Source organism: Comamonadaceae bacterium OTU4NAUVB1, assembly GCA_024372625.1.
Classification (GTDB): domain Bacteria; phylum Pseudomonadota; class Gammaproteobacteria; order Burkholderiales; family Burkholderiaceae_C; genus Variovorax.
The window spans coordinates 1,962,966-1,983,069 of the sequence record CP099605.1; the positions used below are offsets into that span (position 1 = coordinate 1,962,966).

A 20,104-nucleotide genomic window follows, 5' to 3' on the forward strand; every position below is an offset into this window, starting at 1 on the left:
GCGGGGCCTCAATCCTTGGCTGGATCGTGGCCCCAGTTCATGAGCGAATGGCGCCAGGGCGTGTCCCGGATGTCGCCCTCGGGGCGTTGCGCCAGGTGCCGGTGGACGTAGCCGACCACCTTGGCCATGTGCTGCAGGTCGGCCTTCGTGCGCCTGTCCTTGCGCTTGCCGAGGATGTCGACGATGCGCCGGCCGGAGCGGTGCCCGACCGACTCGCCCTCGCCCGAGGCCGACCAGCCGACGGTCTTCGACGCTGGGGTCTTGAGCCATTTGCCGAGCTGCGCGGCGGTCATGTTGACGGCCTCGTCGAAGTCGGCGGTGATCTTCTGCTGCTTGTCTTCCATCGGAAATCCTCGGTTCGCGGTTCGGGAAAAAACGAGGGATGACGATGGCGCACCGCGAAGGCCACGGCGCGTCGGCCCGGGGCGGCCGGCGCTGTCAGGAGGCGACGCGCGCGGTTCCGGCGGCCCGTGCCCGCGAGGCGCTACGGCGCCGCGCCGAAGCGGAAGCTCGACACCGCGATGCCACCCATGAAGTCGTCCTCGTGGTAGATGCGTTCGGCGGCCTCGCCCCCGGCCGCGCCGGCGGCCACCATCAGCGGGATCAGGTGCTCCTCGCGCGGATGCGCCAGGCGCGCGGCGGGCGCCGCCTCCCAGGCGACGAGCGCGGCGTCGCGCCGCGCCGGCGGCGTGCGCACGACGGCCTGGTCGAGCCAGTCGTCGAACGCGTGCGAGGCGTCGCGCGCGCTCGGGCCGAAGTTGCGCAGGTTGTGATAGCTCAGGCCGCTGCCCACGATGAGCACGTCCTCGCGCCGCAGCGGCGCCAGCGCGCGGCCCAGCGCCAGGTGCTCGGCCGGATCGAGCCCGCGGCGCAGCGACAGCTGCACCACCGGCACGTCGGCCGCCGGGTAGATGGCGGCCATCGGCGAGAAGGTGCCGTGATCGAAGCCGCGCGCGGCGTTGAAGGCGGCCGGCAGGCCCGCGCCGGCGATCAGGGCCTGCACGCGGCGCGCGAGCACGGGGTCGCCGGGGGCGTCGTAGCGCACCGCGTAGGTGTGCGCCGGAAAGCCGCCGTAGTCGTAGAGCATCGGCGGGCGGGCGTGGCCCTGCACCGTGAAGGCGTCGGCTTCCCAGTGCGCCGACACCATCAGGACGGCGCGCGGCGCGGCGCCGATGCGGCGCGGGAGGTCGGCCAGCGACGCGGCCAGGCGGTCGTAGGTCGCGCCCGTCTGCGCCCTCATCCAGGGCCACGGACCGCCGCCGTGGGAGATGAAGTAGGTCGGCAGCACGCGCGGCGCGGCAGGGGAAACGGATGGGATCGTCATGTCGGGCTCCTGGTCCGGGCCAGTCTAGGTGTTTCCCCTGAGGAAATCGATGGCCTAAGATTCATGCTTCCGTTTCTTCCCGGGAAATCATCATGGACCGGCTCACCAGCCTGCGCGTGTTCCGCGAAGTCGTCGACGCGGGCAGCTTCTCGACCGCCGCCGACCGGCTGTCGATCTCCGCGCCGATGGTCAGCAAGCACGTCGCCCAGCTGGAGAAGTCGCTGGGCGCGCGGCTGCTCCACCGCAGCAGCCGCCACCTGAGCCTGACCGAGGCCGGCACGACCTGGCACGCGCACAGCGCGCAGGCGCTGGACATGCTCGATGCCGCCGAGGCCGCCATCGGCCAGCGCCATGCCGCGCCGCGCGGGCAGCTCAGGGTGAGCGCGCCGGTGTGGTGCGCCACGCCGCGCTTCGCCGCCGTGCTGGCCGCCTACCGGGAACGCTGCCCCGAGGTGCTGGTGGACATGCGCCTGGAGAACCGCAGGGTCGACCTGGTCGCCGACGGCTTCGACCTCGCGCTGCGCGCCACGCAGGCGCCCTCGCCCGCCCTGATCGCGCGGCCGCTGTGCCGCGTGCCCTTCCACCTGGTGGCCGCGCCCGCGGCCCTCGCGCGCGACGGCACGCCGGCGGTGCCGGCCGACCTGGCGCGCCAGGGCGCCATCGTGCCGAGCTATGTCGACCTCGACGGCCACGCGCTCCAGGGCCCGGGCGACCGGACGGCGCCGCTGCATTTGTCGCCCGTGCTGCGCTCGGACGACACCACGCTGTCCCTGCACGCGGTGCGCGCGGGCATGGGGCTGGCCTTCCTGCCGTCCTGGCTGGTCGACGACGACCTGGCGGACGGCGCGCTGGTGCGGGTGCTGCCCGGCTGGAGCGCCCCGCCCGTCACGCTGTTCGCCGTCTACGCCAGCCGGCAGTACATGGCGCCCAAGCTGCGCAGCTTCATCGATTTCCTCGGCGAACGGCTCGCGCCCGATGCGGCGGCAGCCGACGCCACGGCCGGCGCGCCGCTCCAGGATGGTCCCGATGCGCGCGGCGCGCGCCTCGCGCAGGATCGTCGCTGCGCCGCGCCCCCCCGCGTCCCGGCTCCGCCTTCACTTTCCCTTCCTCCATCCTTTCCTCCATCCCTTCCAACAGATCCTTCACCATGACCCTTCAATATTCCCGGATCGGCGTCATCGGCGCCGGCGCCATGGGCCGCGGCATCGCCCAGATCGCCGCGCAGGCCGGCAGCGAGGTGCTGCTGCTCGACAGCTTCGAGGGCGCCGCCGCGCGCGGACGCGACGCGGTGCTCGCGCAGTGGGAGAAGCTGCGCGAGAAAGGCCGCCTCGACGCGGACCGGACCACCGCCCTGGGCGCCCGTCTGGGCGTCGCCGCGTCGATGGCCGACCTGGCCGGCTGCGACCTCGTGATCGAGGCGGTGGTCGAGGACCTGACCGTCAAGCGCGCGCTGTTCAAGGAACTCGAGGCGGTGGTCGCGCCCACGGCCACGCTGGCGACCAACACCTCGTCGCTGTCGGTCACGGCCATCGCCGCCGGGCTCGCGCGGCCCGAACGCATCGCCGGCTTCCACTTCTTCAATCCGGTGCCGCTGATGAAGGTGGTGGAGGTGGTGGCGGGCTTCCGCACCGGGCCCGAGGTCTGCGCTCGCCTGGCCGCCTACGCCACGGCGATGGGCCACAGCGCGGTGCAGGCGCAGGACACCCCGGGCTTCATCGTCAACCACGCCGGACGCGGCTTCGGCACCGAGGCGCTTCGCATCGTCGGCGAGGGCGTGACCGATTTCGCCACCATCGACCGCATCCTGAAGGACCAGGCCGGCTTCCGTCTGGGCCCCTTCGAGCTGATGGACCTGACGGCGCTGGACGTGTCGCATCCGGTGATGGAGTCGATCTACCGCCAGTACTACGACGAGCCGCGCTTCCGCCCGAGCGTCATCACGGCGCAGCGCCTGGCCGCCGGCGCGCTCGGGCGCAAGACCGGCCACGGTTTCTACGACTACCCCGACGGCGTCCAGCAGGTGCCGCCCGAGGCGCCCGCGCCGGTGGTCGAGGAACTGCCACCGGTGTGGATCTCGCCGCGCGCGGCCCGGCGCGCCGAACTCATCAAGCTCGTGCACACGCTCGGCGCCCGGCTGGAGTCGGGCCAGGCGCCTTCCCAGGCGGCCCTGATCCTGGTCGCGCCGCTGGGCTTCGACGTCACCACCGTGGCCGCGGTGGAGCGGCTGGACGCCACGCGCACCGTCGGCATCGACCTGCTGGTGGACGACGACGCCACCAGGCGCCGGGTGCTGGCCACCAACCCGGCCACGCGGCGCGACATGCGCGACGCCGCGCACGCCCTGTTCGCGCGCGACGGCAAGGCCGTCAGCGTGATCCGCGACAGCGGCGGCTTCGTCACCCAGCGCGTGGTGGGCACCATCGTCAACATCGCCGCCGACATGTGCCAGCAGCGCGTGTGCTCGCCGGCCGACCTGGAGACCGCCGTGCGCCTGGGCCTGGGCTACCCGCGCGGCCCGCTGGCGCTGGGCGACCTGTACGGGCCGACCAACATGCTGGAGGTGCTGTTCAACCTGCAGACCGTCTACGGCGACCCGCGCTATCGCCCGAGCCCGTGGCTGCGCCGGCGCGGCGCCCTCGGCCTGAGCCTGATGCACGAGGAGGAATGAGCCCGCCATGACCGCCGAACTCAAGAGCACCACCGAGGGCCGCACCATGGTGCTGACCCTGTCGAACCCGGCGCAGCGCAACGCGCTCGGCCCGGCGATCTACGCCGCGGGCATCGAGGCGCTCAACAGCGCCGAGGACAGCGACGAGGTCCGCAGCGTCGTGATCGTCGGCGAGGGCGCGTGGTTCTGTGCCGGCGGTTCGCTCCAGCGCCTGCGCGACAACCGGCGCGAACCCCCCGCCGTGCAGGCCGAGAGCATCGACGCGCTGCACAGCTGGATCGACTCGATCCGCACCTTTCCCAAACCGGTCATCGCCGCCGTCGAGGGCGCCGCGGCGGGCGCGGGCTTCTCGCTCGCGCTGGCCTGCGATTTCGTGGTCGCCGCGCGCGACGCGGTGTTCGCCGCCTCGTACAGCAACGTCGCGCTCACGCCCGACGGCGGCCTGAGCTGGCACCTCGCGCACGCGCTGCCACGCCAGCTCGCCGGCGAGTGGCTGATGTGCGGCGAACGCCTGGACGCGGCGCGGCTGCACGCGGCCGGGCTGGTCAACCAGCTCGCCGACAGCGGTCAGGCGCTCGCGACCGCGCTGGCGCTGGCCGAGCGACTGAACGCGCGCGCGCCCAACGTGCTCGCGAGCCTGAAGGAGCTGCTCGGCGAGGCACCGGGCGCGACGCTCGCGTCCCACCTCGTCCAGGAGCGCGACCACTTCGTGCGCAACCTGCACCACCCCAACGCCGGCATCGGCATCGAGGCCTTCCTGGCCCGCGAGACGCCGCGCTACCCCTGAGCGGTCTCCCGATCGCGCCAGTCACTCACAGGACAGTCCCATGGACGAACCCATTCTTAACATCGACGAACGCGAGGCCATCAACGGTGGCCGCTGGTTCTCCTCCCTCTCACCCTCGCTCCGCCACGACATCCTCCGATGCGCCTTCGTCAGACGTCACAAGGACGGCGACCTCCTCGCCGCGCGCGGCGATCCCCCGGAACAATGGATGGCCTGCGCCAAGGGCGCGGTGCGCGTGAGCTCGACCACGGTGTCGGGCAAGCAGGTCACGCTGACCTATGTCGAGCCGGGCATCTGGTTCGGCGACGTGGCGATGTTCGACGGCGACCGGCGCACGCACGACGCCTACGCGCATGGCGAGACCACCACGCTCAACGTCGCGCGGGCCGATTTCCAGAAGATCCTGGCCACGCACGTGGAGCTCTACGAGGCCCTGATGCGGCTGCAGGCACGCCGCATCCGCCAGCTGTTCGGGCTGGTGGAGGACCTCAACACGCTGCCGCTGCGCGCGCGGCTGGCCAAGCAGCTCACCCACCTGGTGCGCAGCTACGGCGTGCCCAGCCTGGCCGACGGCAGCCAGATGCGCATCGGCCTGCACCTGGCGCAGGAGGAGCTCGCGCAGCTGCTGGGCGCCTCGCGCCAGCGCGTGAACCAGGAACTCAAGGCGATGGAGCGCGACAGCGTCATCCGCATCGAGCCGGGCGGCCTGGTGGTGCGCGACCGCGCGGCGCTCCTGCGGATCGCCGAATCCGACACCTGACCCTCGACATCGACCCGGCTTCGGCCACGAAAGGACTCGCGGCATGAACCAGCAGACATCAACGGACCCGCAGCAGCCGCTGCCGCCGCAGGACTTCGGACAGTTCGTCGGCACCCGGGCCGTCACGGGATCGCACCTGTTCGACGTCGAGGCCCTCACGGGCTGGCTCGAGGCGCACCTCGACGGTTTCAAGGGGCCGCTGGCGGTCGAGATGTTCAAGGGCGGCCAGTCCAATCCGACCTACAAGCTCGTGACGCCCGCGTGCAGCTACGTCATGCGCGCCAAGCCCGGCCCGGTGGCGAAGCTGCTGCCCTCGGCCCATGCGATCGAGCGCGAATACAAGGTGATGGGCGGGCTCGCCGGCACCGACGTGCCGGTGCCGCGCATGCTGTGCCTGTGCGAGGACGAATCGGTCATCGGCCGCGCCTTCTACGTGATGGAGTTCAAGACCGGCCGCGTGCTGTGGGACCAGAGCCTGCCGGGCATGGACCACGCCGAGCGCGCCGCCATCTACGACGAACTCAACCGCGTCATCGCCGCCCTGCACAGCGTGAACTTCGCCGACCAGGGCCTGGCCGGCTACGGCCGCCCGGGCCACTACGTCGAGCGCCAGATCGCCCGCTGGAGCAAGCAGTACGTGGCTTCCGTCACCCGGCCCATCCCCGAGATGGACCGGCTGATGGAATGGCTGCCCGCGCACGTCCCCGCCAGCGCGCGCGACGAGCGCCACGGCTCGATCGTGCATGGCGACTACCGGCTCGACAACGTGATGTTCCATCCCACCGAGCCGCGCGCCGTCGCGGTGCTGGACTGGGAGCTGTCCACGCTCGGCCACCCGCTGGCCGACTTCAGTTACCACTGCATGTCCTGGCACATCGCGCCGGGAGCCTTCCGCGGGCTCGGCGGCGTCGACGTGGGGAGCCTGGGTATCCCGACGGAGAGCGAGTACATCCGCCGCTACTGCGAGCGCACCGGCATCACCACGCCGGAAGCGCTCGCGCCCGACTGGGACTTCTACCTCGCCTACAACATGTTCCGCATCGCGGCGATCCTGCAGGGCATCGCCAAGCGGGTCGAGATGGGCACGGCATCGAGCGAGCAGGCCGTCGCCTCCGGACGCGGAGCCCTGCCGATGGCGCGGATGGCCTGGGATTTCGCGCAGCGCGCCTGAAGCGCGGCCGGCGGCCTCAGACGGGCTGCAGCGGCCGGGGCTCGCCCGGTGGCAGTTCGACGCGGATCGGGTCGCCCTCGCGCACGTCGCCACCGGCCAGCACGATCGCCATCACGCCGGCCTTGCGCACCAGACCGCCCATCGCGTCGCGCCCCAGCGTGGCGGCCATCAGGCCGCGCTGGAAGCGGTCGAGCTGGCTGCAGGGATTGCGCAGGCCGGTCAGTTCGACGACCGGCCCCTCGCCCGCCGCGGCCGATCCGCCCAGGTGCAGGCGCGTGCCGGTGGGCAGCGCCAGCAGCTCGATGCCGCGCGTGGTGACGTTCTCGCCCAGGTCCCCCGCCCAGACGGCGAAGCCGGCCGCCATGAGCTCGTCGAACAGTTCGGCGTGCAGCAGGTGCACCTGACGCAGGTTGGGGGCCGAGGCGTCGCGCGCCACGCGCGAGCGATGCCGGACGGTGGTGCCGGCGTGCGCGTCGCCGTCCACGCCCAGGCCGGCGGTCAGCCGGATCGACGGCTCGGTGAACTTGGAGAAGCTGTGCAGGCCGCTCGCATGGACTCCCACCACGCGCGCGGACGGAGCGTCGCCGCGCCGTCCGGGATCGGTCGGTGCGTCCATCGGCGTCACGCGGCCAGCGTGGCGGCCAAGCGCCGGGCGCAGGCCGCGGCCTGGTCGGCATCGCGCGCCTCGACCATGACGCGCAGCAGCGGCTCGGTGCCGCTCGCGCGGATGAGCACCCGGCCGGCATCGCCGAGTTCGGCCTCGACGCGGCGCGTCTCGGCCGACAGCGCCGGGTTGCCGCGCCAGTCCTGGCCGGCCTTCAGCCGCACGTTGAGCAGCACCTGCGGGAACAGCGTCACCTCGGCCAGCAGTTCGGCCACCGCGCGGCCGCTCCTCACGCAGGCCTGCAGCACCTGCAGCGCGCTGACGATGCCGTCGCCCGTGGTGTGGCGGTCGAGCGCGAGCAGGTGGCCCGAACCCTCGCCGCCCAGCAGCCAGCCACGCTTCTCCAGCTCCTCCAGCACGTAGCGGTCGCCCACCTTGGCGCGGACGAACTCGATGCCCTGCGCGCGCAACGCCATCTCGACGGCCTTGTTGGTCATCAGCGTGCCGACCACGCCCCGGGGCCGCTCGCCGCGCGCGATGCGCTCGTTGACCATCAGATAGAGCAGTTCGTCGCCGTTGAAGAGGCGGCCGTGCGCGTCCACGAGCTGCAGCCGGTCGGCGTCGCCGTCCAGGGCGATGCCGTAGTCGGCCCCCTGCGCCGTGACGGCCTCGACGAGCGCGCCCGGATGCGTCGCGCCCACGCCCTCGTTGATGTTCAGGCCGTCGGGCGCGCAACCGATGCTGGTGACCTCGGCGCCGAGCTCGTGGAACACCTGCGGCGCGACCTGGTAGGCCGCACCGTGGGCGGCGTCGATCACCAGCCGCAGGCCCCGCAGGCTCAGGTCGTGGGCGAAGGTGCTCTTGCAGAACTCGATGTAGCGGCCGGCCGCGTCGTTCAAACGCCGCGCCTTGCCCAGCTCGGCCGATTCGGCCCACACCGGCGACTCCTGCAGCGCGGCTTCCACCGCTTCCTCCCATCCGTCGTCCAGCTTGGTGCCCTGGGCGCTGAAGAACTTGATGCCGTTGTCGGGAAACGGGTTGTGGCTGGCGCTGATCACCACGCCCAGGCTGGCCCGCTGGGCCCGCGTCAGGTAGGCCACGCCAGGCGTGGGCAGCGGCCCGAGCAGCACGACGTCCACGCCGGCGGAGTTGAAGCCCGACTCCAGCGCCGACTCGAGCATGTAGCCGGAGATGCGCGTGTCCTTGCCGATCAGGACCGTCGGGCGGGCCTCGGTCTTGCGCAGCACGCGGCCCACCGCGTGCGCGAGACGCAGCACGAAGTCGGGCGTGATGGGGGGCTGGCCGACCGTGCCGCGGATGCCGTCGGTGCCGAAATACTGTCGTGTCATTCCTGGGTTCCTCTTCGTCTTCTTTATTCAGGGGGTGCGGGCCGGCCCGGCTGGCCTTGCCAGCGCGGTGGGCGTCGGCGCGCCGGACGGGGCGAAGGCCACGGCGCGCCACACCGCCAGTGCTGCGACGGTGTCGCGCACGTCGTGCACGCGCACGATCGACGCACCACGCTCGACGGCCATCAGCGCCGCCGCCACGCTGGGCACCATCCGTCGCGAGGCGGCCTCGATCCCGGTGGCGGTGCCCAGCGACGACTTGCGCGACCAGCCGGCGAGCAGCGGATACCCCGGCGCCAGCAGTTCGCGCTGCCGTGCGAGAAGCGCGAAGTTCTGCGCGACGCTCTTGCCGAAGCCGATCCCCGGATCGATGGCGATGCGCGCCGCCTCGACCCCCGCCGCCCGCAGCGCCGCCGTCTCGCGCGCCAGGAAGTCGGCCACCACGCTCACGACATCGGCGTCGGCCGCCATGGGCATCGACTGCATGGTGCGCGGATCGCGGTGCATGTGCATCAGGCACACCCCGCACGACGGATGCGACGCGACGGCCTCGCGGGCACCGGCGCGACGCAGTGCCCACACGTCGTTGACGATGTCGGCGCCCAGGTCGAGCACGGCGCGCATCACTTCGGGCTTGTAGGTGTCCACCGAGATCGGCACGCCCAGGCGCAGGGCCTCGCGCACGACCGGCAGCACGCGCGCGAGTTCCGTGTCGAGCGGCACTTCCGGGCTGCCCGGCCGCGTCGACTCGCCGCCGATGTCGAGGAGGTCGGCGCCCTCGGCCAGCAGCCGCTCGCAATGCCGCAGCGCCTCGGTCGCAGAAGCGTGGTCGCCGCCGTCGGAGAACGAATCCGGCGTCACGTTGACGATGCCCATCACCTTCGGCAGCGAGAGGTCGATGTCGAAGCGCGTGGTGCGCCAGAACGAAAAAACGGGGCCGATGGCCCCGTCTTCCTGCGAACCCGACATCCTCACGCGGCGGTTGGTGCCGGGTCGGTGTTGACGGCGGGCGTTCCACCCGTGCCGCCGCCGTTGTTCGACGGCGGAATGCGCGGCGTCCAGTCCTTGGGCGGGCGCGGTGCGCGGCCACCCATGATGTCGTCGAGCTGTTCGCTGTCGATGGTCTCCCATTCGAGCAGCGCCTTGGCCATGGCGTGCATCTTGTCGCTGTTGTCCTCGATCAGGCGGCGCGCCAGGGCGTACTGCTCGTCGATGATCCGGCGCACTTCGCCATCGACCTTCTCCATGGTCTGTTCGCTCATGTTGGTCGTCTTGGTGACCGAACGGCCCAGGAACACCTCGCCCTCGTTCTCGGCGTAGACCATCGGGCCCAGCGCGTCGGTCATGCCGTAGCGCGTGACCATGTCGCGGGCGATGGAGGTCGCGCGCTCGAAGTCGTTGCTGGCACCGGTGGTCATCTGGTGCATGAAGACTTCCTCGGCGATGCGGCCACCGAACAGCATGCTGATCTGGTTGAGCATGTATTCGCGGTCGTAGCTGTAGCGGTCCTGGGACGGCAGGCTCATCGTCACGCCGAGCGCGCGGCCGCGCGGGATGATCGTCACCTTGTGCACCGGGTCGCACTTGGGCAGCAGCTTGCCGATGAGGGCGTGGCCGGACTCGTGATAGGCCGTGTTGCGGCGCTCTTCCTCGGGCATCACCATGCTCTTGCGCTCGGGGCCCATGAAGATCTTGTCCTTGGCCTTCTCGAAGTCCTGCATCTCGACCACGCGCGCATTGCGGCGGGCGGCCATCAGCGCAGCCTCGTTGCACAGGTTGGCCAGGTCGGCACCCGACATGCCGGGCGTGCCGCGGGCGATGATGCTCGGGTTCACGTCCTGGCCGAGCGGCACCTTGCGCATGTGCACGTTGAGGATCTGCTCGCGGCCACGGATGTCCGGCAGCGTCACGTACACCTGGCGGTCGAAGCGGCCCGGGCGCAGCAGGGCGGCGTCCAGGATGTCCGGCCGGTTGGTCGCCGCGACGACGATGACGCCGAGGTTGGTCTCGAAACCGTCCATCTCGACCAGCATCTGGTTCAGGGTCTGCTCGCGCTCGTCGTTGCCGCCACCCAGGCCGGCACCGCGCTGGCGGCCCACCGCGTCGATTTCGTCGATGAAGATGATGCAGGGCGCGTTCTTCTTGGCGTTCTCGAACATGTCGCGAACACGGGCCGCGCCCACGCCGACGAACATCTCGACGAAGTCCGAACCGGAGATCGAGAAAAACGGCACCTTCGCTTCACCGGCGATCGACTTGGCGAGCAGGGTCTTGCCGGTGCCCGGCGGGCCGACCAGCAGCAGGCCGCGCGGGATGCGCCCGCCCAGCTTCTGGAATCGTCCCGGGTCCTTCAGGAAGTCCACGACTTCCTTGACCTCTTCCTTGGCCTCGTCGCAGCCCGCGACATCGGCGAAGGTGACCGAATTGGTGTTCTCGTCGAGCATGCGGGCCTTGCTCTTGCCGAAGCTGAAGGCGCCGCCCTTGCCGCCTCCCTGCATCTGCCGCATGAAGTACACCCACACCCCGATCAGGAGCAGCATCGGACCCCAGCTGACCAGCAGGGTCATGAGGAGCGAGCCTTCCTCGCGGGGCTTGACGTCGAACTTGACGTTGTTGGCGATCAGGTCGCCGACCAGGCCGCGATCGAGGTAGGTGGCAGTGGTGCGGATGCGCCGGTCGTCGTTGGTGACGGCGACGATCTCGCTGCCGCCCTGACCTTCCTGGATCGTGGCGCTCTTGATGCGATTGCCACGGACTTCCTCGAGAAAGTCCGAATAGCCGACGTTGCCGGCATTGGCGCCACTGCGGGTGTCGAACTGCTTGAACACAGTGAACAACACCATCGCAATGACCAGCCAAACGGCAACTTTGGAAAACCACTGATTATTCAAACGATGCTCCAGTCAAAAACCGCGATCCCGAGCGCGGAAAACGCGCCGAGACCTTGCAGTTGGACATTATTTTAAACTTTTCAAGCTGCGAAACCGACCATCCGGCTCCGAGCAGCCATAGCAGAGGCACGGACATTGCCGACGGGGCGTCGGGCGAGGGACTCAGGACGTCCCGTCCGTCGCCTTGAGACCCATCCCAACCAGGAAGGTTTCCGAGGATTTGTCGCGCGAGGCCTTGGGCTTGATCGGTTTGACGACGCGGAAATTCGACTTGAACAATTGCGTCAGTTCGGCATACCCGCCCCCGTGGAAGACCTTGGCCACCAGGGCGCCCTCGGGCTTCATGTGCCGGTGCGCGAAATCCACCGCCAATTCGACCAGGTGGGAAATCCGTGCCGCATCGGCCGATGCGATCCCCGAGAGGTTGGGCGCCATGTCGGAGACCACCACGTCGGCCCGCCTTCCGTCCATGGCCTGCTCGAGCCTCGCCAGCACGTCGTCCTCGCGGAAATCCCCTTGCAGGAACAGCACGCCCTCGACCGGCTCCATCGGCAGGATGTCCAGGGCGATGATGGTGCCGTCGAGGTCACCGGAGGCCGCGCCGCCCGGCGACATCCGCCGCCGGACGTACTGGCTCCAGGCTCCTGGCGTCGATCCCAGGTCCACCACGAGGTGGCCGGGCCGGATCAGGCCGAGCGTCTCGTCGATTTCCTTGAGCTTGTAGGCGGCCCGGGCACGGTAGCCCTCGCGGGCGGCCAGTTTCACGTAGGTGTCGTTGACGTGATCGTTGAGCCACGCCTTGTTGACTTTCTTGCTCTGCGTCTTGACTTTCATTCGCCCGGATAATACGGGGATGCCAGCCATTCAACTCTCCCCCGCGCAACGCAAGGTGCATCGCGCCGAAGCCCACCACCTCGATCCGCTCGTCATGATCGGCGGCGACGGGCTCACTCCGGCTGTCACCAAGGAAGCCGATGCCGCACTCAAGGCGCACGGCCTGATCAAGGTCCGCGTGTTCTCCGACGATCGCGCCGCGCGCGAGACCATGCTCGCCACCCTGGCCGACGAACTCGATGCCGCCCCCATCCAGCACATCGGCAAGCTGCTGGTGCTGTGGCGCCCGATCCCCGAGAAGGAACGCGTCGTCGACGAGGACCGCATGCCCGGTCCGCGCGACGTCAAGGTGCTGAAGTACAGCAAGCGCGGCGGCCAGCGCCCCGAGATCAAGACCCTGCGCGTCCTGGGCAACCAGCGCCTCACGCCCGGTGGCACGATCAAGCGCGCCAAGCCCAAGCGGCCCCTGTCGGCCAAGAAGCGCAACCAGAGCGACTGAGGATGCCGCGTCCGCACGCTGCCGGCGCGCAGCGGCACGTCCTGTGCATGAAATGGGGCACCAAGTACGGTCCCGAATACGTCAACCGCCTCTACGCCATGGTGCGCCGCCACCTGAGCGGCGATTTCAACTTCGTGTGCCTGACCGACGACGGCCAGGGCATCCGCAGCGAGGTGCAGTGCCTTCCCATTCCGCCACTCGACCTCGAGGTGCGCCCGGGCGAGCCCGACCGGGCTTGGAAGAAGCTCACGACCTTCGAGGCCGACCTGCACGGCCTGCGCGGCACGGCGCTGTTCGTGGACCTCGATGTCGTGATCGTCGGGTCGCTCGACGCCTTCTTCGAACGGCCTGGCGATTTCCTGATCATCCACGACTACGCCCGGCCATGGCGCCGCGGCCGCATCACGGGCAATTCGTCGGTCTACCGGTTCGAACTGGGCGCGCACGCCGACGTGCTGGCGCACTTTCGCGCCCACATGGACGAGGTGCCGACCCAGTTCCGCAACGAGCAGGCGTTCCTGTCCGACTTCCTGCATCGCCAGGGCCGGCTGGGCTATTGGCCGGATGCGTGGTGTCCGAGCTTCAAGTACCACGGCATCCCGGCCTGGCCCACGAACTACTGGCGCGAACCCTTCGTGCCGCCGGATGCGCGCATCGTGGTGTTCCATGGGGAATGCAATCCACCGGACGCGCTCGCCGGACGGCGCAACCGGGCGTTCCGCTTCATCCGCCCGGCGCGCTGGATCGCTCGCCACTGGCACGTCTGATCAGACGTCGCGCACCTCGGCGTCAGGGACGCTCGAAGCGAGGGTGGCGCGACGCGCCATTCGCCACAGCAGGCTGCCCGTGCACAGCCACTGCACGAGGTACATCCCGCTGCCCATCGCATGCCAGAACTTCAGCTCGGTGCGCGCCAGGATGCGTGGCGCGACGGCGTATTGCTGCAGCAATGCCAGCAGGAGCGCGACGAGCACCAGGAAAAGACCCGCGCGCACGTCGGGACCGAAACCGTCGTCGCCCAGCGTCCTGAGATGCATGAGCAGGACCAACCCGCAGCCGATCGCGACCCAGGTCTGCGCCGCGAACAGCTGACCGGCGAAATTGCCCGCCACGGCCGGATTGCCCAGCCGCGCGAACAGCATCGGCACGACCAGGAAGCCGATGGTGGTCAGGCTGCCCCACCAGAGCGCGGCGAGCATGAGCGCCACGCGGTCCTTGACCGAGGCCATCGCGCGCGCCGTTCTCAGCCGACGTAGCGGACGGCGACGATCTCGTAGCGCCGCACGCCGCCGGGCGCCTGCACCTCGGCCGTGTCGCCCTCCTCCTTGCCGATCAGCGCGCGAGCGATCGGGCTGGAGATGTTGATGCGGCCGAGTTTGAGGTCGGCCTCGTCCTCGCCGACGATCTGATAGGTCACGGCATCGCCGCTGTCCTCGTCCTCGAGCTCGACGGTGGTGCCGAAGACGATCTTGCCGCCGGCATCGAGCGTGGCCGGATCGATGATCTGCGCGGCCGACAGCTTGCCCTCGACCTCCTGGATGCGACCCTCGATGAAGCCCTGGCGGTCCTTGGCGACCTCGTACTCGGCGTTCTCGCTCAGGTCGCCCTGGGCCCGCGCCTCGGCGATGGCGTTGATGACCCACGGACGGTCGACGGTCTTCAGGCGATGCAGTTCTTCGCGCAGCTTTTCGGCGCCGCGCTTGGTAACGGGAATGGTGTTGGCCATGTCGGGGTACTCCATAAAACGAAACCGCCGAACGCTGCCGTTCGGCGGTGCATGGTGTGGGATCTGAGGGCCGGGACCGGACGCGTCGAAGACGTTCAGACGAGGGTCCGTCCGGTCAGCCGGCTCAGGATGGCGAGCGGACTCGACTCGGGATTGTATTGCCTCGATGCGGCCAGATGAAGGGTCTGCTCCAGCATGTACTGGCCCGCCATCACCGCGTGCGGCGTCTGGTCGGAGAAGCACACCCACACCGATCCCGCCGGAAACGCCATGGCCTCCTGGGGCGCGTCGCGCTGGTAGTGCGCGTCGGACTTCATGGCGTCGTGGAGCTGCAGCATCAGGTGGTCGTACTCGCTGCGCAGCGACTTGGTGACATGCAATGTCTTCAGGACCCGCGCCTGCCACGGCGAGTAGGGCTTCAACCGGGGGAGGAAGCGCCGGGCCACGTCCTCGAAGGGTTCGCCGACACGCCAGGCGCGAGGCAGTCCCTCGGGATTGACGTTGGTGAAGACGCGCAGGATGCGCTCGCCGTAATTGGGTCGCGACGGGAAGGCGTCGATGTGCAGTCGCTTGTCGTCGGCGCGCCAGGATTGCGCGCGCGTCTCGACCTGCACCGGCCGGTAGCTCGTCGGCGCGACGCGCAGCGCCTCGGTGTAGTGCGGCAGCAGCGCGTCGACGAAACGCAGCGCCTGCGCGCGAAAGCGTCCCACCATGGCCGCGGCATCGCGCCGCAGGTCGGCATCGCCGGCCACGCCCTTGAGGCGGCCGTCGGCGTCGAGGCTGACGTTGCGCACCTTGGGGGCCAGCACGTCGGGCGACAGCAGGCGATGCTCCCGCGCCTCCAACCCGAAGGCCAGACGCGGGAAATACAGCACCTTGCCGGCTTCCAGGTCCGCGATCCAGCCGGGTTCCGATCGCGCCGCATCCCAGTCGGCGAGACCGAGTTCGACGATCTGCGACCGCGTGTTGGTGCTCATGGCCGGTTCCCCGCGTCGCCGACGGCCGTCCCGTTCAGTCGGCCGTCGCCTGGGCGGCGAGCTGCGCGTGCATCTCCTGCACCGAGATCACGCCGAGTTCGTCCATGTGGCGCATGCCCTCGACGGCGGCTTCGGCGCCGAAGATGGTCGTGAACGTCGTCACGCGCGCGAGCAGTGCCGACGTGCGGATCTGGCGCGAGTCGGCAATGGCGTTGCGGCGTTCCTCGACCGTGTTGATGACCAGCGCCACTTCCTGGTTCTTGATCATGTCGACGATGTGCGGACGGCCTTCGGTGACCTTGTTGACCACCGTGCAGGGCACCCCGGCCGCGCTGAGCGCCGCGGCCGTGCCCTTGGTCGCGAGCAGCTCGAAGCCGAGCTTCACGAGACCCTGGGCCACCTCGACCGCACGCGGCTTGTCGTTGTTCTTGACCGAGACGAACACCTTGCCGGACTTCGGCAGGATGGTGCCCGCGCCCAACTGCGACTTGACGAAGGCCTCACCGAAGGTGCGGCCCACGCCCATGACCTCCCCGGTGGACTTCATCTCGGGGCCGAGGATCGTGTCGACGCCGGGGAACTTGACGAACGGAAACACCGCTTCCTTGACGCTGAAGTACGGCGGCGTGACTTCCCGGGTCATGCCCTGCGAGGCGAGCGACTGGCCCGCCATGCAGCGCGCGGCCACCTTGGCGAGCTGGATGCCGGTGGCCTTGCTCACGTAGGGCACCGTGCGCGAGGCGCGCGGATTCACTTCGAGCACGTAGATGACGTCCTTGCCGTCCTTCTGCTGGATCGCGAACTGCACGTTCATCAGGCCGACGACGTTCAAGGCCTGGGCCATGGCCGCGCTCTGGCGCTTGAGTTCGGCGATGGTCTCGGCCGACAGCGAGTAAGGCGGCAGCGAGCACGCCGAGTCGCCCGAATGCACGCCGGCCTGCTCGATGTGCTCCATCACGCCGCCGATGAGCGTCGCGCCCTCGGCGTCGCGGATGCAGTCGACGTCGCATTCGACGGCGTCGTTCAGGAAGCGGTCGAGCAGCACCGGCGAGTCGTGGCTGACCTTGACGGCCTCGCGCATGTAGCGTTCGAGGTCGCGCTGCTCGTGGACGATCTCCATGGCGCGGCCGCCGAGCACGTAGCTCGGACGCACGACCAGCGGATAGCCCAGTTCGGCCGCCTTCGCCAGCGCCTCGGGCTCCGCGCGCGCGGTCGCGTTGGGCGGCTGGCGCAGTCCGAGCGTGTGCAGCAGCTGCTGGAAGCGCTCGCGATCCTCGGCGGCGTCGATCATGTCGGGCGAGGTGCCGATGATCGGCACGCCGTTGGCCTCCAGGTCCAGCGCGAGCTTCAGCGGCGTCTGGCCGCCGTACTGCACGATCACGCCGAGCGGCTTCTCCTTGTCGACGATCTCCAGCACGTCCTCCAGCGTCAGCGGCTCGAAGTACAGGCGGTCGGAGGTGTCGTAGTCGGTCGAGACGGTCTCGGGATTGCAGTTGACCATGATGGTCTCGTAGCCATCCTCGCGCATCGCCAGCGCCGCGTGCACGCAGCAGTAGTCGAATTCGATGCCCTGGCCGATGCGGTTGGGACCGCCGCCGAGCACCATGATCTTCCTGTTGTCCGTGGGCGCCGCTTCGCACTCGTCCTCGTAGGTCGAGTACATGTAGGCCGTGTTGGTCGCGAACTCGGCCGCGCAGGTGTCCACGCGCTTGTAGACCGGGCGCACGCCCAGGGCGTGGCGCTTCTCGCGGATCGCGGTGTCGGTGGTCTTGAGGTGGCGGGCCAGCCGGCGGTCGGAGAAGCCCTTCTTCTTGAGCGCGAGCAGCGTGTCGCGGTCGATGGCGTCGAGCGACAGGGTTTCCAGTTCGAGCTCGATCTTCACGATCTCCTCGATCTGCACCAGGAACCACGGATCGATCTTGGTCAGCGCGAACACCTCGTCCACGGAGAGGCCCATGGCGAAGGCGTCGCCGACGTACCAGATGCGCTCGGGGCCGGGTTCGCCCAGCTCCTTCTCCAGCACCTCGCGGTCCTGGGTCTTCTCGTTCAGGCCGTCGACGCCGACTTCCAGCCCACGCAGGGCCTTCTGGAACGATTCCTGGAAGGTGCGGCCCATGGCCATCACCTCGCCCACCGACTTCATCTGCGTCGTCAGGCGCGAATCGGCGGTCGGGAACTTCTCGAAGGCGAAGCGCGGGATCTTGGTGACCACGTAGTCGATGCTGGGCTCGAAGCTCGCGGGCGTGGCACCGCCGGTGATCTCGTTGCGCAACTCGTCGAGCGTGTAGCCGACGGCCAGCTTCGCCGCGACCTTGGCGATCGGGAAGCCGGTGGCCTTGGAAGCCAGCGCCGAGGAGCGCGAGACGCGCGGGTTCATCTCGATGACGACCATGCGGCCGTCCTTCGGATTGATGGAGAACTGCACGTTGGAGCCGCCGGTGTCCACGCCGATCTCGCGCAGCACGGCCAGCGAGGCGTTGCGCAGGATCTGGTACTCCTTGTCGGAAAGCGTCTGCGCCGGGGCGACGGTGATGGAGTCGCCGGTGTGCACGCCCATCGGGTCGAGGTTCTCGATCGAGCAGACGATGATGCAGTTGTCCGCCTTGTCGCGGACCACTTCCATCTCGTACTCCTTCCAGCCGAGCAGCGATTCCTCGATCAGCAGTTCGTTGGTCGGCGAGGCTTCCAGGCCGCGCTTGCAGATGGTCTCGAACTCTTCGGGGTTGTAGGCGATGCCGCCACCGGTGCCGCCGAGCGTAAAGCTCGGGCGGATGACCGTCGGGAAACCCATCACCTTCTGCACCGCCCAGGCCTCCTGCATGGAGTGCGCGATGCCCGAGCGCGCCGAGCCCAGGCCGATCTTGGTCATCGCGTCCTTGAACTTCAGACGGTCCTCGGCCTTGTCGATGGCCTCGGGCGTGGCGCCGATGAGTTCGACTGGCCGGCCGGTGGCCGCGCCCTGGTACTTGTCGAGCACGCCGTGGCGCCACAGGTCGAGCGCGCAGTTCAGCGCGGTCTGGCCGCCCATGGTCGGCAGGATCGCGTCGGGACGTTCCTTGGCGATGATCTTCTCGACCGTCTGCCAGGTGATCGGCTCGATGTAGGTGACGTCGGCCGTGGCCGGGTCGGTCATGATCGTCGCCGGGTTGCTGTTGATCAGGACGACGCGGTAGCCCTCCTCGCGCAGCGCCTTGCAGGCCTGCACGCCCGAGTAGTCGAACTCGCAGGCCTGGCCGATGATGATCGGACCGGCGCCGATGATGAGGATGCTCTTGAGTTCTGTGCGCTTAGGCATTCTTGGTTCCTGCTTTGTGCTTTTCCATCAGTGCCGTGAAGCGGTCGAACAGATAGCCGATGTCGTGCGGGCCGGGCGAGGCTTCCGGGTGACCCTGGAAGCAGAAGGCCGGCTTGGTCGTGTGGGCGAGGCCCTGGAGCGTGTCGTCGAACAGGCTGACGTGCGTGGCGCGCAGCGTCGGCGGCAGCGATTTCCCGTCGACCGCGAAGCCGTGGTTCTGGCTCGTGATGCTGACGCGGCCGTTGTCCAGGTCCTTGACGGGATGGTTCGCACCGTGGTGGCCGAACTTCATCTTGTAGGTCTTGGCGCCCATGGCCAGGGCCATGATCTGATGGCCCAGGCAGATGCCGAAGACCGGGATGCCGGTGTCGATGAGTTCGCGCGCGGCCTCGATCGCGTAGTCGCACGGCTGCGGGTCGCCCGGGCCGTTGGCCAGGAAGATGCCGTCGGGCCTGAGCTTGAGGACGTCGGCCACCGGGGTCTGCGCCGGCACCACCGTGATGCGGGCACCGCGCTGCGCCATCATGCGCAGAATGTTCTTCTTGACGCCGTAGTCGAAGGCCACGACGTGGAAGCGCGGCGTGATCTGCACGCCGTAGCCGGGCTTGTTGTCGACGTGCACGAGCTTCCACTCGGTCTGCGTCCATTCGTAGGTCTGCTTGACCGACACCACCTTGGCGAGGTCGAGCCCGGCCATGTCGGGCGCGGCCTGCGCGGCGGCGATGGTCTGGTCGATCAATGCCTGCGTCACGGTCTCGCCTTCGGCCAGGCCGCGGATCGCGCCGTTCTGCGCGCCCTTCTCGCGCAGGTGGCGCGTGAGCTTGCGGGTGTCGATGTCGGCGATGGCGACCGTGCGGTTGCGCACCAGGTACTCGCTGAGCGTGGCGGTCTTGCGGAAGTTGGACGCGACCAGCGGCAGGTCCTTGATGATCAGCCCGGCGGCGTGGACCTTGTCGGCCTCGACGTCCTCCTCGTTGACGCCGTAGTTGCCGATGTGCGGATACGTGAGCGTCACGATCTGCTGGCAATAGCTGGGGTCGGTGAGGATTTCCTGGTAGCCGGTCATGGCGGTGTTGAACACCACCTCACCGACGGTGGAGCCGGAAGCTCCGATCGACTGGCCGAGAAAGACCGTGCCGTCTGCGAGTGCCAGGATGGCGGGAGGAAACGCTCCCTTGAGAGACAAAAGCACTGGGTTCTCCGGATGGTTACGGTCGCCCGG

General features: G+C 69.4%; 18 protein-coding genes and 1 pseudogene. 7 read left to right on the forward strand and 12 right to left on the reverse strand.

Features of this window, described 5'->3' with window-relative positions:
- Positions 1-8 precede the first annotated feature (8 nt).
- Together NF681_12715 and NF681_12720 are read right to left on the reverse strand one after the other, a co-directional pair.
- Positions 9-344 (reverse strand): DUF3140 domain-containing protein, encoded by a 336-nt coding sequence (locus tag NF681_12715; GenBank protein UST53186.1) that lies wholly within the window; start codon positions 342-344, stop codon positions 9-11.
- Between the two features lie 140 nt (positions 345-484).
- Positions 485-1,324, reverse strand: coding sequence for a dioxygenase (locus NF681_12720; protein UST53187.1), 840 nt, complete (start codon positions 1,322-1,324; stop codon positions 485-487).
- 92 nt (positions 1,325-1,416) lie between these two features.
- On the opposite strand from NF681_12720, the pseudogene NF681_12725 reads away from it, so the two are divergent.
- From NF681_12725 to NF681_12745, 5 genes and pseudogenes are all read left to right on the forward strand, one after another.
- Positions 1,417-2,292: pseudogene (locus NF681_12725) on the forward strand (LysR family transcriptional regulator).
- 179 nt (positions 2,293-2,471) lie between these two features.
- Positions 2,472-3,992 (forward strand): 3-hydroxyacyl-CoA dehydrogenase, encoded by a 1,521-nt coding sequence (locus NF681_12730; GenBank protein ID UST53188.1) that lies wholly within the window; start codon positions 2,472-2,474, stop codon positions 3,990-3,992.
- A 7-nt stretch (positions 3,993-3,999) separates the two neighbouring features.
- Entirely contained in the window at positions 4,000-4,779 is a 780-nt protein-coding gene (locus NF681_12735; GenBank protein UST53189.1) for an enoyl-CoA hydratase, read from the forward strand.
- 40 nt (positions 4,780-4,819) lie between these two features.
- Positions 4,820-5,539: a Crp/Fnr family transcriptional regulator gene (locus NF681_12740; GenBank protein ID UST53190.1), complete on the forward strand. Its 720-nt coding sequence runs from the start codon at positions 4,820-4,822 to the stop codon at positions 5,537-5,539.
- 43 nt (positions 5,540-5,582) lie between these two features.
- Complete coding sequence (locus NF681_12745; GenBank protein UST53191.1) at positions 5,583-6,710, forward strand: phosphotransferase; 1,128 nt, start codon at positions 5,583-5,585, stop codon at positions 6,708-6,710.
- A gap of 16 nt (positions 6,711-6,726) precedes the next feature.
- Here the strand turns inward: NF681_12745 and NF681_12750 are convergent, their stop codons facing one another.
- From NF681_12750 to NF681_12770, 5 genes are all read right to left on the reverse strand, one after another.
- The gene (locus tag NF681_12750; protein UST53192.1) at positions 6,727-7,326 is read right to left on the reverse strand and encodes an MOSC domain-containing protein; all 600 of its coding nucleotides are present in this window, start codon (positions 7,324-7,326) and stop codon (positions 6,727-6,729) included.
- A gap of 5 nt (positions 7,327-7,331) precedes the next feature.
- Positions 7,332-8,663, reverse strand: a complete 1,332-nt coding sequence (glmM, locus tag NF681_12755; GenBank protein UST53193.1) for a phosphoglucosamine mutase — start codon at positions 8,661-8,663, stop codon at positions 7,332-7,334.
- A 27-nt stretch (positions 8,664-8,690) separates the two neighbouring features.
- A complete protein-coding gene (gene folP / locus NF681_12760) occupies positions 8,691-9,629 on the reverse strand; it encodes a dihydropteroate synthase (protein ID UST53194.1) in 939 nt (312 codons plus the stop codon).
- Positions 9,630-9,631: 2 nt separating this feature from the next.
- Entirely contained in the window at positions 9,632-11,551 is a 1,920-nt protein-coding gene (ftsH, locus tag NF681_12765; GenBank protein ID UST53195.1) for an ATP-dependent zinc metalloprotease FtsH, read from the reverse strand.
- A gap of 162 nt (positions 11,552-11,713) precedes the next feature.
- Positions 11,714-12,385 carry an RlmE family RNA methyltransferase gene (locus tag NF681_12770; protein UST55767.1) on the reverse strand — a complete coding sequence of 224 codons (672 nt, stop codon included), beginning with the start codon at positions 12,383-12,385 and terminating at the stop codon, positions 11,714-11,716.
- A 19-nt stretch (positions 12,386-12,404) separates the two neighbouring features.
- Here NF681_12770 and NF681_12775 point away from each other — a divergent pair, with 19 nt between their 5' ends.
- Both NF681_12775 and NF681_12780 read left to right on the forward strand, forming a co-directional pair.
- Positions 12,405-12,884: a YhbY family RNA-binding protein gene (locus tag NF681_12775; protein ID UST53196.1), complete on the forward strand. Its 480-nt coding sequence runs from the start codon at positions 12,405-12,407 to the stop codon at positions 12,882-12,884.
- Positions 12,885-12,886: 2 nt separating this feature from the next.
- The gene (locus NF681_12780; protein ID UST53197.1) at positions 12,887-13,651 is read left to right on the forward strand and encodes a glycosyltransferase; all 765 of its coding nucleotides are present in this window, start codon (positions 12,887-12,889) and stop codon (positions 13,649-13,651) included.
- Here the strand turns inward: NF681_12780 and NF681_12785 are convergent, their stop codons facing one another.
- The 5 genes from NF681_12785 to carA form a co-directional block, all read right to left on the reverse strand.
- Complete coding sequence (locus NF681_12785; GenBank protein ID UST53198.1) at positions 13,652-14,113, reverse strand: DUF4149 domain-containing protein; 462 nt, start codon at positions 14,111-14,113, stop codon at positions 13,652-13,654.
- A 14-nt stretch (positions 14,114-14,127) separates the two neighbouring features.
- On the reverse strand, positions 14,128-14,610 hold the full coding sequence (greA, locus tag NF681_12790) for a transcription elongation factor GreA (GenBank protein UST53199.1): 483 nt from the start codon (positions 14,608-14,610) through the stop codon (positions 14,128-14,130).
- Positions 14,611-14,705: 95 nt separating this feature from the next.
- Positions 14,706-15,587, reverse strand: a complete 882-nt coding sequence (locus NF681_12795; protein ID UST53200.1) for a Kdo hydroxylase family protein — start codon at positions 15,585-15,587, stop codon at positions 14,706-14,708.
- A 34-nt stretch (positions 15,588-15,621) separates the two neighbouring features.
- Entirely contained in the window at positions 15,622-18,882 is a 3,261-nt protein-coding gene (gene carB, locus NF681_12800) for a carbamoyl-phosphate synthase large subunit (protein UST53201.1), read from the reverse strand.
- On the reverse strand, positions 18,875-20,074 hold the full coding sequence (carA, locus tag NF681_12805; protein ID UST53202.1) for a glutamine-hydrolyzing carbamoyl-phosphate synthase small subunit: 1,200 nt from the start codon (positions 20,072-20,074) through the stop codon (positions 18,875-18,877). The genes carB and carA overlap by 8 nt, the downstream gene beginning before the upstream one ends.
- Positions 20,075-20,104: the final 30 nt, after the last annotated feature.